This window comes from Neorhizobium sp. 05N33 (assembly GCF_056397445.1).
In genome coordinates, this window is record NZ_JBFTNK010000004.1 from 163993 (window position 1) to 180146 (window position 16154).

Consider the following 16154-nt stretch of genomic DNA (forward strand, 5'->3'; position numbering starts at 1 on the left):
GCGTACCGCCCGTGCTTAGAGAAGCGGGCATTGCGGACGCTCGATCGTTCACATCGAATTTCCGCATTTTTTCCAAAGTCATAACGGGCTTGCGCTTCGCTTTCAATAGATCGCGCTTGACATACTCACTAGTTCGTACATTTTATTGTTCTGCCGATCGATCCCTGAGGAGGCGGTCCCGGCGGAGGCTATCTTGTCAAACGGATTGGACGGGTGACTGTATTTGCAGTCGCTACCGTCGCTATCCGATGACGGAGCCTGGGGAGGACTGGAAATGACACGGATCATCGATTTCTTATTCCTTGTGCTGAAGGTCGTCATAGCCCTGCTTCTGGCAGGCATGGTGGTGCTGGTCTTCGGCAATGTCGTGCTGCGTTATGCCTTCAACCAGGGCATCACCATCTCAGAAGAGCTGTCGCGGGTCTTCTTCATCTGGCTTACCTTCCTCGGTGGGGTTGTCGCGATGCGCGAACATGGCCATCTCGGCGTCGATTCGCTTCTGAAGCGGTTACCGCCGACAGGTGCCAGGATTGCAGTGTTGATGGGGCAGGGGCTGATGCTCGTCGCCACCTGGCTGATGATCAGCGGAAGCTGGACGCAGACGCTGATCAACCTGCCAGCGACCATGCCGGCGACCGGCATTTCGATGGGCTGGTTCTACGGCGCCGGCCTCGCGTTCGGGGTTCCGACCTTCCTCATCATTCTCTGGGATGCCTTCCAGGTGGCCACCGGCCGGATCGATATCGCAACCGCCCAACTGGTGCGCGACAGCGAGGAGGAAGTGGCCCTCGACAATCATCCGGAAGCCGCGGTCGCCGCCGGCATCACCAAGGCCTGAGGAGAGGCCGATGACGCTCACCATTTTCCTCGGCGCCCTTCTCGGCCCCATGGCGCTCGGCGTGCCGATCGCCTTCGCGCTCATCCTCAGCGGCGTTGCGCTGATGATGTACATGGACATTTTCGACGCCCAGATCGTCGCCCAGAACGTGCTGAACGGCGCCGACAGCTTTCCGCTGATGGCGGTTCCCTTCTTCCTGCTGGCCGGCGAGGTGATGAATACCGGCGGCCTGTCGAAGCGTATCGTCAATCTCGCCATGGCGCTCGTCGGCCATGTGCGCGGCGGTCTCGGCTTCGTGGCGATCTTCGCCGCCTGCGTCCTGTCGAGCCTATCCGGTTCGGCTGTCGCCGACGCTGCGGCGCTCGGTGCGCTTCTCTATCCGATGATGATCAAATCGGGCCATGACCCGGCACGGACCGGCGGTCTTCTGGCATCGGCTTCGGTTATCGGGCCGATCATTCCGCCGTCGATCGGTTTCATCCTCTACGGCGTCGTCGGCGGCGTCTCGATCACCAAGCTCTTCCTCGCCGGTATCGTTCCGGGGCTGCTGATCGCGGTGGCACTCTGCATCGCCTGGCTGATCGTCGCCCGCAAGGAGCAGTTCGAACTGCCGAAGCGCCAGAGTCGCGAACTCCGAATGAAGGCCTTCGTCGACAGCATCTGGGCGCTGATGCTGCCTGTCATCATCATCGTCGGCCTGAAGTTCGGTGTGTTCACGCCGACCGAAGCGGGCGTCGTGGCTGCCGTCTATTCGCTGTTCGTATCGATGGTCGTCTATCGCGAACTGGCGCCATCCGAACTCTTCAACGTCCTCGTGGCGGCAGCGAAGATCACCGCGGTGGTGATGTTCTTGGTCGCATGCGCGGCGGTCTCCGCCTGGCTGATCACGGTTGCCGACGTGCCCGGCGATCTCGTCAAGCTCATCGAACCGCTGATGGACAACCAAACGCTGCTGCTGCTTGCCATCATGGTGCTGATCGTCGTCGTCGGCACCGCCATGGACATGACGCCGACCATTCTGGTGATGACGCCGGTGCTGATGCCGATCATCAAGCAGGCCGGTATCGACCCGGTCTATTTCGGCGTGCTGTTCATCATCAACAACTCGATCGGCCTGATCACGCCGCCGGTCGGCACCGTCCTCAACGTCATCTGCGGGGTCTCCAAGCTGTCGATGGAAGACCTAATGAAGGGCGTGATGCCCTTCATGATCGCCGAGCTGATCGTTCTCTTCCTTCTCGTCCTCTTCCCGCAACTGGTGACCGTGCCGGTCGCCTGGTTCGGGCATTGAGGCCGGGGAGTTTCTGCCAAGTGCATATCAACCGGCCGTGGGGGACCCGGCCATCCAGTGGGAGGAAAGCATGTTCAACAAGATGATGAAACTGGCGCTCGGGATCGCCCTGCCGGTGATGCTGTTTGCCGGCACGGCGTCTGCCGAAGTCCGTGCGCATACGCTGAAGTTTGCGGCGGCCAACAACAAGGGCCATCCGCAGGTCACCGGCATGGAAAAATTCGCCGAGATCGTCAAGGCGAAGAGCGGCGGCAAGATCGAGATCAAGTTGTTTCCGGGCGGCGTGCTCGGCGGCGACGTGCAGACCGTCTCCGCCCTGCAGGGCGGCGTGGTCGAGATGCTGGTGCTGAACGCGGGCATCCTGTCGAGCAACGTCAAGGCGTTCGGTGCGGTCGACCTGCCGTTCCTGTTCAACAGCGGCGAGGAAGCCGACAAGGTGATGGATGGTGCCTTCGGCAAGAGCCTTTCCGACAAGCTGCCGGCGACAGGCCTCGTCGGTCTCGCCTATTGGGAGCTCGGCTTCCGCAACCTCACCAACAACCGCCGCCCGGTCACCAAGCTCGAAGACATCAAGGGCCTGAAGATCCGCACGCTGCAGTCGCCGATCCCGATCGAGCTGTTCAACAGCCTCGGCGCCAATGCCGTGCCGCTTCCCTATACGGAACTCTATACCGCGCTTGAGACCGGCACGGTCGATGGGCAGGAAAATCCGTTCGCCAACATCATCAACGCCAAGTTCTACGAAGTGCAGAAGTACCTGACCGTCACCCGTCATCAGTACAATCCGCAGATCGTGCTGATCAGCAAGAAGTTCTGGGACGGCCTCAACGATGAGGAGAAGGGCATTCTGCAGTCGGCTGCGACGGAAGCACGCGATTTCCAACGCAAGGTTTCCCGCGAAGCGGATGCCAAAGCGCTCGACGAGATCAAGAAGACCGGCATGCAGGTCACCGAGCTCAATGCCGCTGAAACCCAGAAGATCCGCGATGCCGTGAAGCCGCTGATCGACAAGTTCAGCGCCGACGTGGGTGCCGATACCGTGTCGCTGCTCTTCAAGGAACTGGACGCCGCCCGCAAGAAGTAACATGCCTGCCGGTCCGTCTTTCAGGCGGACCGGCTTTTCCATCCAATGAGGCGCTACACCCATGGCCGAGACATTGCTGAAACCCTTGAAGGCCGGGCTGATCGGCGCCGGCATCCAGGCCTCGCTGACGCCGGCCATGCATATGAAGGAAGGTGCAGCTCAAGGCTTCCGCTACGAGTATGAGCTGATCGATCTCAATCTGCTCGGCCTGACGCCCAGCAGCCTGCCTGATCTCCTGGACGATGCGGAAGCGCGCGGGCTGATTGGTCTGAACATCACCCATCCCTGCAAGCAGGTGGTCATTCCCTATCTCGACGAACTCTCCGACGAGGCGCGGGCGCTCGGCGCCGTCAACACGGTGGTGCTGAAGGACGGCAAGCGTTTTGGCCACAATACCGACTGGTGGGGATTTGCGGAAAGTTTCCGGCGCGGCCTGCCGGGCGCCGATCTGAGTGCGGCGGTTCAGATCGGCGCCGGGGGCGCGGGCGTTGCGACGGCTTATGCGATCCTGTCGCTTGGCCTCACGGCGCTCACGGTGTTCGACCGCGAGCCCGATCGGGCGGAGCAGCTTGTGCAAACGATGTCGGTTCTTTTTCCGGAGGCATCCATAACGGCGTCACCGGATATTGCTTCGGCGATGCAGGACGTCTCGGGCATCATCCATGCGACGCCGACTGGAATGGCCAAATATCCAGGTGTGCCGCTGCCGCCGGAGCTTCTCCAGCCGCATCACTGGGTCGCGGAGATTGTCTATTTCCCGCTTGAGACCGAGCTTTTGAAAGCGGCCAGAGAGCGGGGCTGCCAGGTGCTGAACGGCGGCGGCATGGCCGTATTCCAGGCGGTCGGCGCTTTTCAGTTGTTCACCGGCCGGGAGCCGGATGCGGCCCGCATGCTCCAGCATTTCAAGGCGCTGACGGCCTAAGGGAAATCCTCGAAGCCTGCTCGTCACATAGTTGCGCACGACAATACGCCGTTCGGTCCCGGATTTGGGATCGAGGTGCCTCTTTTTAGGCGCCTGCGATTTTTGCCGGTTATCCCGGCAGCGGGTCTGGCGATCCTGGCTTGGCCGACTATAGTGGCCGGGCCGCACCTTCTGCGGCATCACCTCCGCCTGCCGAAGAACGCCCAAGGTAATTTCTCATGACGCATGCCATTTTCGCCAAAGACATCGACGACAAGGCTCTTACCGACGAGTTGAAGCAGTGGGTCGAGATCGAGACACCGACGCTCGAAGCGGTTGCGGTCAATGTATTGGCGGATCGGGTCGAGGCAATCGGCAAGGCGGCTGGTCTGGAGACGGAGCGGCTGCCGGGCACGCTCGGTTTCGGCGATATCCTCGCGGTCCGCACGCCACGTCCGGCCGGCAGCAACGAGAAGACCGTCCTGGTCCTGGCGCATCTCGACACCGTGCATGCGGTCGGGGTGATCAACAACCAGCTTCCGCTGCGGCAGGAAGGCGACAAGCTTTACGGCCCCGGCATCTACGACATGAAATCCGGAGCGCTGATGGCGCTCGAGGCGATGAAGCTTGCCGTCAGGCATGGCAGCAAGATGCCGATCGACCTGATCTTCGTGCCCGACGAAGAGATGGGAAGCCTGTCGTCGCGCGCGTTCATGGAAGAGGCGGCGAAAAGCGCCGGTTACACGCTGGTGGTCGAGCCCGCCCGCGACGGCGGCAAGATCGTCGTCGCCCGCAAAGGGGTCGCCATGTACGATGTCACCGTGCGGGGGCATGCCTCGCACGCCGGAACGAGGCCGCAGGATGGCCGCAGTGCCATTCGCGCCGCAGCCCGGCTGGTTCTGGAGCTTGAGGCGCTCAACGATACCGAACGCGGCGTCACCGTCACGGTCGGGACGATAGCGGGTGGAACAGGCCGCAACACGGTGCCGGCGGAATGCCGTCTGCAGGTTGACGTTCGTGTTCCCGACGATGCGATCGCTAGCGAGATCACCGGCAAGATCGAGGCGATGAAGCCTGTCGATCCGGATATCTCCTTCGAAATCGATGGCCAGATGAACCGTCCGCCCTTCGCGCAGTCGGATGAAAGCAGGCGCCTTTTCGATGTTGCCGCCGAGATCGCCGACGGCCTCGGCATCAAGCTCGAAGGAATGGCGACGGGCGGCGGCTCGGACGGCAATTTCACCGCAGCGCTCGGCGTGCCGACGCTCGACGGGCTCGGTGCAGACGGTGCCGGCGCCCATACGTTCAACGAGCATATCTTCGTCAGCAGCGTTGCGCCGCGCACCGCCCTGCTCGCCAACCTGATGATCTCGCTCGAAGCGAGATAACCTATCTCAGGCCGGCAAGGTCACTTCGAACGAGTTGGCGATGCGGACCTTGCCGACCTCGATGACGTGCCGCATGGCGGAGATCGCCCTGTCAGGATCACGCGAGGCGACCGCATGGGCGATCCGCAGGTGGTTGGTGGCGACCTCATCGATCTTTTCCGGCGAGGCGGCGGGCGAGGAGAGCTGGAAGGAGATGGCAAGCGCCGCCTCGATCAGCGCGCTTGCCGAGCGCATGAACGGATTGCCCGACATCCGGGCGATAGCAAGGTGGAATTCCAGGTCCACCTTGGCGATGGTTTCCGGCGTGTGGGACAGGTCGTCGAATTTCGCGGCGATCGCGTAGAGCGCAACGATATCATCGCTGGAGGCGCGTAACGCGGCCGCTGCCGCTGCTGCCGGTTCCAACGCCATGCGCATTTCCGCCAGATGCTCGATGAATTCGTAATCCAGCCCGGATTCGAAGCGCCAGCCGAGCACGTCCGAATCGAAGAAGTTCCAGCTGGCCTTGTCGAGCACGCGGGTGCCGACCTTGGCCTTGGCTTCGACCAGTCTCTTGGCCGAGAGCGTCTTCATGGATTCGCGCAACACCGTGCGGGAGACGCCGAAACGGGCGGAAAGCTCGGTATCGCCAGGCAGCAGGGAACCTTCCGGGATCTTGCCGGAAACGATCCCCCGGCCGAGCTCCGCCACCACATGCGCGTGGTTGCTGCGGCGCTTTCGCCCACTGATCGTCGTTTCCAGAAGTCCCACTCAGATCTCCTTCAGCCGGCTCTCGGCTAGTCGCCGGTTTGAATACCAGATGATTCCGCGCTGCAATACAATGAAGACGAAGAGCAGGATGCCGATGACGATTTTCGTCCACCAGGACGACAGCGTGCCGTCGAAGACGATGTAGGTCTGGATCAACCCCTGGATCAAAATGCCGATGAAAGTTCCCGCGACCAGGCCGACGCCGCCGGTGAGCAGCGTGCCGCCGATGACGACGGCTGCGATCGCATCGAGCTCGACGCCGACCGTCGCCAGCGAATAACCGGACGAAGTGTAGAGCGTGTAGGCGATGCCGGCGAGGCCCGAGAGGAAGCCGGACAGCGCATAGATGCCGACCGTCGTGGAGCCGACCGGAACCCCCATCAGCTCGGCTGATTGCTGGCTGCCGCCGATGGCATAGACATTGGCGCCGAAGCGGGTGCGGCCGGCGATGAAAGCTCCGACGATGAATACCAGCAGCATCAGCAGGGCAAGCGCGGTCAGCCTGCCGCCACCCGGGAAGCGGAAATAGAAGCCCTGGATCGCGTCGATCATCTCGTGGCTGATCGGCACGGATTCCGTCGAGATCAGGTAGGCAGCGCCTCGGGCCAGGAACATGCCGGCAAGCGTCACCACGAAGGGCGGTATGCCCAGATAGCGGATCATGGCGCCCATCAGACTACCGAACAATGTCGAGACGACCAGCACTGCAGCGAAGGCGACGAGCGGGTGGACACCGAGCGAGCCGACCAGGACGGCGACGAAGACGCTGGTAAAGGCGATCACCGAGCCGATCGACAGATCGATACCACCCGACAGGATGACGAAGGTCATGCCGACCGCGGCGATGCCGAGAAAGGCGTTGTCGGTCAAAAGGTTGCCGATCACCCGTGTCGACAGCATGTTCGGGAACTGCAGAACGCAGAGGGCATAGGCGATGACGAAGATGCCGAGCGTGGTGACGAAGGGCAGGTTGCGGGTGTGGATCACCGGACCGTTCCCTCCGCCTTGTGGGATGTCTCGCGGGATGCAGTTTCGGCGCGGCGCCGTGGAGCCTTGACGAAGCCGAGCAGCGCCATGATCGCCGGCGACTGCAGGGTCAGAACGATCATGATGATGCCGGCCTTGATGATCAGGTTGAATTCGGGCGGGAAGCCGGAAACGAGGATGCCGGTGTTGATCGACTGGATGATTAGCGCGCCGATCAGCGATGCGGTGATCGAGAAACGTCCGCCGTTCAGCGAGGTGCCGCCGATGACGACAGCGAGGATGGCGTCGAGTTCAAGCCAGAGGCCGGCATTGTTGGCATCTGCGCCGCGGATATCGGCGGTGACGATCAGGCCGGCGATGGCGGCGCAGAGGCCGGAGATCGCATAGACGAAGAACAGCAGGAAGCGGGCGCGCACGCCGGCAAGGGTCGCAGCGCGGCGGTTGATGCCGGTTGCCTCGATCAGGAAGCCGAGCGCCGAGCGGCGGACCAGCAGGCCGATGATCAGAGCGGCGCAGACCCAGATAAGGATCGGGATCGGAATGCCGCCCAGCGAACCGGAACCGAGCGCTGCAAAGCTGTCATTGTTGAAGGTGAGGATGACGCCTTCGGTGATCAGCTGGGCGATGCCGCGGCCGGCGACCATCAGGATCAGCGTGGCGATGATCGGCTGGATGTCGAGCAGGGCGACCAGCACGCCGTTCCAGAGGCCGCAGGCGAGGCCGACGCCGAGCGAGATCAGGATCACGACCGGCAGCGGATAATCGTGTGCGATCAGCGTCGCGGCGACTGCACCGCAGATGGCGATCACCGCACCGATCGAGAGATCGATGCCGCGAGTGGCGATAACCAGCGTCATGCCGATCGTCAGCAGCGCGACGGGGGCGGCGCGCACCAGGATATCGATCAAACTGCCGTAGAGCCGGCCGTTCTGGAACGAAACGTTGAGGAAGCCGGGCGCGACTGCCGTGATAAGGGCAAGGATGACTGCAAGCGCGACGATCTGGGGTGCCAGCCGTTTCAGCCGGCGGGTGAAGCGGTCCATCATGCGGCCTCCGTGTGGGCCGGCGCTGCGATCGCCTGCATAATGTTGTCGGCGGTCACCCGATCGCCCCTGAGTTCGGCAATATGCTTGCGGTCGGACAGCACGATGACGCGATGGGCGATGGCGGTCAGTTCCTCCAGTTCCGAGGAGATGACCACCAGCGACATGCCGTCGGCGCAGAGTTTTTCGATCATTTTCAGGATTTCCGCATGCGCGCCGATATCGATGCCGCGCGTCGGTTCGTCTAATATCAGCAGACGGGGTTCGGTCGCCAGCCAGCGGGCGAGAATCGCCTTCTGCTGATTGCCGCCGGAGAGGAATTTCATCTGCCTGTTGGGGTCGGCTGGCCGGATATCCAGCGACTTGATGAAGTTTTCCGCGAGCGCTGCCTTTTCCCGCGAGGAGATCGGCTTTGCCCAGCCCTGCCGGGCCTGGACGGCGAGCGCGATGTTATCGGCAACCGAAAAATCGCCGATAATGCCGTCGGTCTTGCGTTCTTCCGGGCAGAAGCCGAAGCCGCTGGCAATCGCCGCTTCCGGGGAGGAGAGGGCGACCTGCTGGTTGTCGACGGTCGCGGTGCCGCTGTCGGCACGGTCGATGCCGAAAAGCAGGAAGGCGGTCTCGGTGCGGCCGGAGCCGAGCAGGCCCGCGACGCCGACCACTTCGCCGGGTCGGATGTCCAGATCGAAAGGTGCGACGCTGCCGCGCTTGCCGTAGCCCGAGAAGCGGATCGGCGCTTCGGCCGTCGAGGCGACGGTTTCTTCCTGCGCCTGATGTTCGCGGGTGATGTGCTGCAACTCGCGGCCGAGCATCATCGAGATCAGCTCCAGCCGCGGCAATTCGTGGAGCTTACGGGTGCCGACGAGCCGGCCGTTGCGCAAGACCGTGACACGGTCGGCGACCGCATAAACCTGATTGAGAAAATGGGTGATGATGATGATGCCGAGGCCTTCCTCGCGCAGCCGGCGAAGGACGGTAAACAGCATCTCCACTTCGTGGCCATCGAGGCTGGCGGTCGGCTCATCGAGCACCAGAACCTTGCCGGACAGGTCGACGGCGCGGGCGATGGCGACCAGCTGGCGGATTGCTACGGAATAGGACGAGAGCAGGGCGTCGACATCGATGTCGAGGCCGTAACGCTCCAGAAGCGCCTTCGACCGGCGGCGCATTTCGCGGCGGTCGATCAGACCGAACCGGCGTGGCTGGCGGCCCAGGAAAAGGTTCTCCGCGACCGTCAGGTTTTCGAGGAGGTTGACCTCCTGATAAACGGTGCCGATACCGAGGCCTTGTGCTTCCGCGACGCTCGACGGGGTCACCTCGGCGCCATCGAGGCGCATGGTGCCGTGATCGCGGCTATAGACCCCGGTCAGGATCTTGATCAACGTCGATTTACCGGCGCCGTTTTCGCCGAGGAGAGCATGAATCTCGCCGCGTTCGAGGGTGAAATCCACGCCCTCGAGCGCCGTGATGCCGAGGAAGGCCTTGCCGATGCCCCGGGCTTCCAAAAGTGAATTCGTATCCGACATGCCTAAAGTCCCGCATCTATCGAAGAACCGGAGCGGCGAGGTGCACCGCTCCGGTTGCTGCAGTCGCCCGGCTCTAAGGGGTAAGGGTAGAGCCGGGCGGCGGGAGGTCAGTAACCGAGGCCCTTCTTGGCTTCGTAGACCTTCATCGGGTCATCCTTGGCGGTATAGAGTTTCGATTCCGTCTGAATCCACTTCGGCGGARCCTTCTTGTCCTTGAGATAGGCATTGAGGGCTTCGAAGGCGGGGCCGGCCATGTTCGGGGTCAGCTCGACCGTGGCATTGGCTTCGCCCTTGGCCATCGCCTGGAAGATGTCCGGCACGGCGTCGATCGAGACGACCTTGATGTCGGAACCGGGCTTCAAGCCGGCTTCCTTGATCGCCTGGATGGCGCCGACCGCCATGTCGTCGTTATGGGCATAGACCGCGCAGATATCCTTGCCGCCGCCCTCGGCCTTGATGAAGCTTTCCATGACTTCCTTGCCCTTGGTGCGGGTGAAGTCGCCGGTCTGCGAGCGGGCGATCTTGATGTTGGAATGTCCGGCGATCGCCTGTTCAAAACCCTTCTTGCGGTTGATGGCGGGCGAAGAGCCGGTCGTGCCCTGAAGTTCCACGACCTTGCAGTTCTTGGAACCGATTTCCTTGACCAGCCAATCGCCGGCGACCTTGCCTTCGAACACCTGGTCGGACGTGACGGCGGTCAGATAGAGATCCTTCGGCGATTCGATGTCGCGGTCGAGCAGGATGACCGGGATTTTCTCTTCCTTGGCTTCCTTGAGAACCGCATCCCAGCCGGTGGCGACCACCGGTGCGATGAAGATCGCGTCGACCTTTTGGGCGATGAAGCCACGGATCGCCTTGATCTGGTTTTCCTGCTTCTGCTGGGCGTCGGCGAATTTCAGGGTGACGCCGCGTTTTTCGGCTTCCTGCTTGGTGACCGTGGTTTCGGCGGCACGCCAGCCGGACTCCGAACCGATTTGCGAGAAACCGATCGTTAGAGACGCGGCGGAAACGCCGGATGCCAAAGACAGGGTGAGAGCGGCTGCAGCTGCCGCGAGAGCTCTTTTCATCTTAAATCCTCCCAGAGATGAGAAAGCGAACTGACGCTGCAAGGTTTGGCATATAATATTACTTTTTCAAGCGCTATTTTCGAACGAATTTTGAAAAGAGCGACGTCCCCTCTACCTTTGAGGGAAACAATCGTTTGAATCTGCAGGATAAATGGGGTTTCTGAAAAATATCGGAATTGGCGAAAGCGCTTTTTCTTATCCTTGACAAGCCCGCCGCCAATCCAATAGTCGTATTAATGACTACATCGGGCCAGACGGTTCTGATGGGAGGAGTGGCATGGCGACAGGAGACGCCATGTTGATATTGGAAGCATTTGGGTGATGAAATCGATGTTGCGGGTTCTTCAGGTCGTGAATGGCGCTGGTGCGTCTATTGTCGTCGCGTGGGATGGCGAAGGTGCTGCCCGTGCGGTCAACGGCGTTTCGTCAACCTATGACCTCGCCTCCCAGGCGATTGCCGCCGGCCAGACCTTGGCTCAGCGTATCGACGCAGCCGGTCTCGGCGATGTCGTCGACCTCGAAAAGGCTGCGGGCGAGGGTCGCCTTGGCCTGCCGATCACCCATCCGGACCCAGCGCATTTCATCGTTGCCGGCACCGGTTTGACCCATCTCGGCTCGGCTGATGGCCGTGACAAGATGCACAAGGCGGCGCAGTCGGCGGAAAAGCCGACTGACTCCATGCGCATGTTCCTGATGGGCGTCGAAGGCGGCAAGCCGAAACCCGGCGAGGCCGGCGTGCAGCCGGAATGGTTCTATAAGGGCAACGGCTCACAGCTTCGCGCCACCGGCAGCGATCTCGTGTCGCCGGCCTTCGCGCTCGACGGCGGCGAGGAGCCGGAACTGGCGGGCATCTATCTGATCGGCCCGGACGGCACGCCCTTCCGGCTGGGCTTCTGTCTCGCCAACGAATTTTCCGACCACGTGACGGAGAAGGGCAACTACCTCTGGCTCGCCCATTCGAAGCTGCGCCAGGCGGCCCTCGGCGCGGAACTTCTGGTCGGCGACCTGCCGGACCACGTGGAAGGCACATCACGCGTGCGGCGCGGCGACGAGGTAATCTTCGAAAAGCCGTTCCTGTCCGGCGAGGCGAACATGTCGCACACGATCGCCAACCTCGAACATCATAACTTCAAATACGACATCTTCCGTCAGCCCGGCGATCTGCATGTGCATTTCTTCGGCACGGCGACGCTGTCGTTCTCGGAAGGGATCAAGACGGAGCCCGGCGACGTTTTCGAGATTTCCGCTGCTCCCTTCAAGCTGCCGCTCGTCAACCGGCTGACCGTCGCGGTGGATGCGCCCGTGACGATCAAGAAGCTCTGAGGCGGTCATGGCTCCCATCCGCGTCGCCATTGTCGGGCTTGGAAAGATCGCAAGGGATCAGCATCTCGGCGCGATCGAAGCGACCGACGGCATCGAGCTCGTCGCCGTCGCCAGCCGTCACGCCAAGCTCGATGACATCGCCTGCTTCCACGAAATCGGCGACCTGCTCGCCTCGGACGTCGAGTTCGATGCCGTCTCTCTCTGTACGCCGCCCGTGGGCCGTTTCGAGCAGGCAAAGGCAGCACTCGATGCCGGCAAGCATGTGATGCTCGAAAAGCCGCCGGGTGCGACGCTTTCTGAGGTCTACGCGCTGGAAAAACTCGCTAAGGCGAAGGGCGTTTCGCTGTTCTCGACGTGGCATTCGCGCGCGGCCGCCGCTGTCGAGCCGGCACGGGCGCTGCTTGCCAAACGCAAGATTCGCAGCGTTGCGGTGGAATGGAAGGAAGATGTCCGCCACTGGCATCCGGGCCAGGCCTGGATCTGGGAGCCGGGTGGCCTCGGCGTCTTCGACCCCGGCATCAACGCGTTGTCGATCGTCACGCGCATCCTGCCGGAGAGCTTTCATCTCACCCGTTCCGAATTGACCTTCCCGGCCAACCGGGCGGCGCCGATTGCGGCAAGCCTGTCTTTCGAAACGGATGGCGGCGTGCCGGTTTCGGCTGAATTCGACTGGCGCCAGACCGGACCGCAGACCTGGGATATCCGTGCGGAGACCGACGAGGGTCCGATCGTTCTGACCCATGGCGGCAGTCGTCTTTTCGTCGATGGCAAAAGCGCGATCGTTGAAGAAGACCGTGAATACCGCAATCTCTATCGTGATTTCGTCGCGCTGGTGGCCGAAAGCCGCAGCGATGCCGATTTCTCGCCGCTGGTGCATGTCGCCGATGCCTTTATGCTGGGCCGGCGCATTGAAACAGACGTATTTGAGGACTGATGATGACCAATTCGGAAAACGTAACTTCGAACGAGATCGCCGAAACCGACAAGGGTCGCCAGGCGGCCAGAAAGCTCCGCTCCCGCGCGTGGTTCGACAACCCGTCGAATGTCGATATGACGGCGCTCTATCTCGAGCGCTACATGAATTTCGGTCTCAGCCAGGCGGAACTGCAGTCCGACCGGCCGATCATCGGTATCGCCCAGACGGGTTCCGATCTTTCGCCGTGCAATCGGCATCATCTGGAACTGGCGCATCGTCTGCGCGAGGGTATTCGCGAAGCAGGCGGGATTGCCATCGAATTCCCGGTCCATCCCATCCAGGAAACGGGCAAGCGCCCGACCGCCGGCCTTGACCGCAACCTTGCCTATCTTGGCCTCGTGGAAGTGCTTTACGGTTATCCGCTGGATGGCGTCGTGCTGACGATCGGCTGCGACAAGACCACGCCGGCCTGTCTCATGGCGGCGGCAACCGTCAACATTCCGGCGATCGCGCTCTCCGTCGGCCCGATGCTGAACGGCTGGTTCCGCGGTGAACGCACCGGCTCCGGTACCATCGTCTGGAAGGCACGCGAACTGCTGGCCAAGGGCGAGATCGATTATGCGGGCTTCGTGAAGCTCGTTGCCTCCTCGGCGCCGTCCACCGGCTATTGCAACACGATGGGCACGGCGACGACGATGAATTCGCTCGCCGAAGCGCTCGGCATGCAGCTTCCGGGCTCTGCCGCGATCCCGGCGCCTTATCGCGACCGGCAGGAAGTCTCCTATCTGACCGGGCTTCGCATCGTCGAGATGGTCAAGGAAGACCTGAAGCCTTCCGAAATCCTGACCAAGGAAGCCTTCATCAACGCCATTCGCGTCAATTCGGCGATCGGCGGTTCGACCAACGCGCCGATCCATCTGAACGCGCTCGCCCGGCATATTGGCGTGGAGCTCACCGTCGACGACTGGCAGACCTATGGCGAGGAAGTGCCGCTGCTCGTCAACCTGCAGCCGGCCGGCGAATATCTCGGCGAGGACTATTACCATGCAGGTGGCGTGCCGGCCGTTGTCAACCAGCTGATGACCCAGGGCCTCATCCATGAGGATGCCATGACGGTCAACGGCAAGACGATCGGCGAGAACTGCCGTGGCGCGATCATCGAGGACGAGAAGGTCATCCGCCGCTATGACGAGCCTTTGAAGCCCCATGCCGGTTTCCGGGTGCTGCGCGGCAATCTGTTCTCTTCGGCGATCATGAAGACCAGCGTCATCTCGCCGGAATTCCGTCAGCGTTATCTCTCCAACCCGAACGATCCGGAAGCCTTCGAAGGCAGGGCGGTCGTGTTCGACGGGCCGGAGGATTATCATCACCGGATCGACGATCCGTCCCTCAAAATCGACGCGCATACGGTCCTGTTCATGCGCGGCGCCGGCCCGATCGGGTATCCGGGTGCGGCGGAAGTCGTCAACATGCGCGCTCCGGATTATCTTCTGAAGCAGGGCATCTCGTCGCTTGCCTGCATCGGCGACGGCCGCCAGTCGGGAACCTCGGGCAGCCCGTCGATCCTCAATGCTTCGCCGGAAGCCGCCGCCGGTGGTGGTCTCGCGATCCTGCGGACCGGCGATCGGGTGCGCATCGACGTCGGTCGCGGCACCGCGGACATTCTGATCTCCGACGAGGAGATGGCAGAGCGCCGCAAAGCTTTGGAAGCCGACGGGGGATACCGTTATCCGGAGCATCAGACGCCCTGGCAGGAAATCCAGCGCCACTATGTCGGCCAGCTCGAAACCGGCGCAGTGCTGGAGCCGGCCGTCAAATACCAGCGGATTGCCCAGACCAATGGCATTCCGCGCGACAATCACTGACCGTTTCGGTTCTCAGGGCGGCGAGGGGTCGCCCTTCAACAAGATTGGCGGCTCGAAGGGAGCCGCTCCAAAGGAGGAGTAATCCATGCGAATGTTCAAATATCTCGCGACAGCGGCCATGTTGGCCGGTCTGGTCGTCGCGGCTCCGGCCAGCGCCCAGGAAAAGGGCCTCGTCGGCGTCGCCATGCCGACCAAGTCTTCCGCCCGCTGGATCGCCGACGGCGACAACATGGTCAAGGTTCTGAAAGAGCGCGGTTACAAGACCGATCTTCAGTACGCTGAAGACGATATCCCGAACCAGCTCTCGCAGATCGAGAACATGATCACCAAGGGCGCCAAGGTGCTGGTGATTGCCTCGATCGACGGCACGACGCTGACCGACGTGCTGCAGCAGGCTGCCGACAAGAAGATCAAGGTCATCGCCTATGACCGCCTGATCCGCAACAGCGCCAACGTCGACTACTACGCCACGTTCGACAACTTCCAGGTCGGCGTCCAGCAGGCTACCTCGCTGGTGAAGGGCCTCAAGGCAGACACCGAAAAGGGCCCGTTCAACATCGAGCTCTTCGGCGGCTCGCCGGACGACAACAACGCCTTCTTCTTCTACAACGGCGCGATGAGCGTTCTGCAGCCGCTGATCGACAAGGGCGTGCTGAAGGTCGGCAGCGGACAGGTCGGCATGGACAAGGTCGCAACGCTTCGCTGGGATGGCGCAACCGCCCAGGCCCGTATGGACGCGATCCTCTCCTCCACCTATTCCAACAAGAAGCTGGATGCAGTCCTGTCGCCTTATGACGGCATCTCGATCGGTATCCTTTCGTCCCTGAAGGGCGTCGGCTACGGAAGCGGCAACATGGCGATGCCGCTCGTGAGCGGCCAGGATGCCGAAGTGCCTTCGGTCAAGTCGATCCTTGCCGGCGAACAGTATTCCACCATCTTCAAGGATACTCGTGATCTTGCCAAGGTGACTGTCGATATGGTTGATGCGGCCATGAGCGGCAAGGAGCCGACCGTGAACGATACCAAGACCTATGATAACGGCAAGAAGGTCGTTCCTTCCTACCTGCTGAAGCCAGTCGTGGTTGACAAGTCCAACTGGAAACAGGTTCTGGTCGACAGCGGTTACTACAAGGAATCGCAGATCAAGTAAGTCTTTCCACCCGCGCGGCGGCAAC

14 protein-coding genes are annotated in these 16154 nt (G+C 62.0%); 9 read left to right on the forward strand and 5 right to left on the reverse strand.

Features of this window, described 5'->3' with window-relative positions:
- Window positions 1–274: 274 nt before the first annotated feature.
- The 5 genes from AC1DLT_RS13275 (at window position 275) to AC1DLT_RS13295 (ending at window position 5502) form a co-directional block, all read left to right on the forward strand.
- Window positions 275–838 (forward strand): TRAP transporter small permease, encoded by a 564-nt coding sequence (locus AC1DLT_RS13275; RefSeq protein ID WP_038543736.1) that lies wholly within the window; start codon window positions 275–277, stop codon window positions 836–838.
- Window positions 839–848: 10 nt separating this feature from the next.
- On the forward strand, window positions 849–2129 hold the full coding sequence (locus tag AC1DLT_RS13280; protein ID WP_477487022.1) for a TRAP transporter large permease: 1281 nt from the start codon (window positions 849–851) through the stop codon (window positions 2127–2129).
- Window positions 2130–2199: 70 nt separating this feature from the next.
- On the forward strand, window positions 2200–3213 hold the full coding sequence (locus AC1DLT_RS13285) for a TRAP transporter substrate-binding protein (RefSeq protein ID WP_477482811.1): 1014 nt from the start codon (window positions 2200–2202) through the stop codon (window positions 3211–3213).
- Between the two features lie 61 nt (window positions 3214–3274).
- Window positions 3275–4135 (forward strand): shikimate dehydrogenase, encoded by an 861-nt coding sequence (locus AC1DLT_RS13290; protein ID WP_477487023.1) that lies wholly within the window; start codon window positions 3275–3277, stop codon window positions 4133–4135.
- Window positions 4136–4353: 218 nt separating this feature from the next.
- Window positions 4354–5502, forward strand: a complete 1149-nt coding sequence (locus AC1DLT_RS13295) for a M20 family metallopeptidase (protein ID WP_477487024.1) — start codon at window positions 4354–4356, stop codon at window positions 5500–5502.
- Between the two features lie 6 nt (window positions 5503–5508).
- Here AC1DLT_RS13295 and AC1DLT_RS13300 read toward each other — a convergent pair whose 3' ends face one another.
- From AC1DLT_RS13300 to ytfQ, 5 genes are all read right to left on the reverse strand, one after another.
- Window positions 5509–6252 (reverse strand): FadR/GntR family transcriptional regulator, encoded by a 744-nt coding sequence (locus AC1DLT_RS13300; protein ID WP_038543725.1) that lies wholly within the window; start codon window positions 6250–6252, stop codon window positions 5509–5511.
- Window positions 6253–7236, reverse strand: a complete 984-nt coding sequence (gene yjfF / locus AC1DLT_RS13305; protein ID WP_038593577.1) for a galactofuranose ABC transporter, permease protein YjfF — start codon at window positions 7234–7236, stop codon at window positions 6253–6255. It lies immediately after the preceding gene.
- Entirely contained in the window at window positions 7236–8285 is a 1050-nt protein-coding gene (locus AC1DLT_RS13310) for an ABC transporter permease (RefSeq protein WP_477487025.1), read from the reverse strand. The genes yjfF and AC1DLT_RS13310 overlap by 1 nt, the downstream gene beginning before the upstream one ends.
- Window positions 8282–9808: a sugar ABC transporter ATP-binding protein gene (locus AC1DLT_RS13315; RefSeq protein ID WP_477487026.1), complete on the reverse strand. Its 1527-nt coding sequence runs from the start codon at window positions 9806–9808 to the stop codon at window positions 8282–8284. The genes AC1DLT_RS13310 and AC1DLT_RS13315 overlap by 4 nt, the downstream gene beginning before the upstream one ends.
- Window positions 9809–9915: 107 nt before the next feature.
- On the reverse strand, window positions 9916–10875 hold the full coding sequence (gene ytfQ / locus AC1DLT_RS13320) for a galactofuranose ABC transporter, galactofuranose-binding protein YtfQ (protein ID WP_477487027.1): 960 nt from the start codon (window positions 10873–10875) through the stop codon (window positions 9916–9918).
- Window positions 10876–11205: 330 nt separating this feature from the next.
- Here ytfQ and araD1 point away from each other — a divergent pair, with 330 nt between their 5' ends.
- From araD1 to chvE, 4 genes are all read left to right on the forward strand, one after another.
- Window positions 11206–12198 (forward strand): AraD1 family protein, encoded by a 993-nt coding sequence (gene araD1 / locus AC1DLT_RS13325; protein ID WP_477487241.1) that lies wholly within the window; start codon window positions 11206–11208, stop codon window positions 12196–12198.
- A gap of 7 nt (window positions 12199–12205) precedes the next feature.
- A complete protein-coding gene (locus tag AC1DLT_RS13330; RefSeq protein ID WP_477487028.1) occupies window positions 12206–13132 on the forward strand; it encodes a Gfo/Idh/MocA family protein in 927 nt (308 codons plus the stop codon).
- A 2-nt stretch (window positions 13133–13134) separates the two neighbouring features.
- The gene (locus tag AC1DLT_RS13335) at window positions 13135–14979 is read left to right on the forward strand and encodes an IlvD/Edd family dehydratase (RefSeq protein WP_477487242.1); all 1845 of its coding nucleotides are present in this window, start codon (window positions 13135–13137) and stop codon (window positions 14977–14979) included.
- A 118-nt stretch (window positions 14980–15097) separates the two neighbouring features.
- Window positions 15098–16129 carry a multiple monosaccharide ABC transporter substrate-binding protein gene (gene chvE, locus AC1DLT_RS13340; RefSeq protein ID WP_244446674.1) on the forward strand — a complete coding sequence of 344 codons (1032 nt, stop codon included), beginning with the start codon at window positions 15098–15100 and terminating at the stop codon, window positions 16127–16129.
- Window positions 16130–16154: the final 25 nt, after the last annotated feature.

Bases quoted from the DNA above. Each gene is read 5' to 3' on its own strand.
- AC1DLT_RS13275 (WP_038543736.1), top strand. From the start codon at position 275: ATGACACGGATCATCGATTTCTTATTCCTTGTGCTGAAGGTCGTCATA.
- AC1DLT_RS13280 (WP_477487022.1), top strand. From the start codon at position 849: ATGACGCTCACCATTTTCCTCGGCGCCCTTCTCGGCCCCATGGCGCTC.
- AC1DLT_RS13285 (WP_477482811.1), top strand. From the start codon at position 2,200: ATGTTCAACAAGATGATGAAACTGGCGCTCGGGATCGCCCTGCCGGTG.
- AC1DLT_RS13290 (WP_477487023.1), top strand. From the start codon at position 3,275: ATGGCCGAGACATTGCTGAAACCCTTGAAGGCCGGGCTGATCGGCGCC.
- AC1DLT_RS13295 (WP_477487024.1), top strand. From the start codon at position 4,354: ATGACGCATGCCATTTTCGCCAAAGACATCGACGACAAGGCTCTTACC.
- AC1DLT_RS13310 (WP_477487025.1), bottom strand. From the start codon at position 8,285: ATGATGGACCGCTTCACCCGCCGGCTGAAACGGCTGGCACCCCAGATC.
- AC1DLT_RS13315 (WP_477487026.1), bottom strand. From the start codon at position 9,808: ATGTCGGATACGAATTCACTTTTGGAAGCCCGGGGCATCGGCAAGGCC.
- araD1 (WP_477487241.1), top strand. From the start codon at position 11,206: ATGTTGCGGGTTCTTCAGGTCGTGAATGGCGCTGGTGCGTCTATTGTC.
- AC1DLT_RS13330 (WP_477487028.1), top strand. From the start codon at position 12,206: ATGGCTCCCATCCGCGTCGCCATTGTCGGGCTTGGAAAGATCGCAAGG.
- AC1DLT_RS13335 (WP_477487242.1), top strand. From the start codon at position 13,135: ATGACCAATTCGGAAAACGTAACTTCGAACGAGATCGCCGAAACCGAC.
- chvE (WP_244446674.1), top strand. From the start codon at position 15,098: ATGTTGGCCGGTCTGGTCGTCGCGGCTCCGGCCAGCGCCCAGGAAAAG.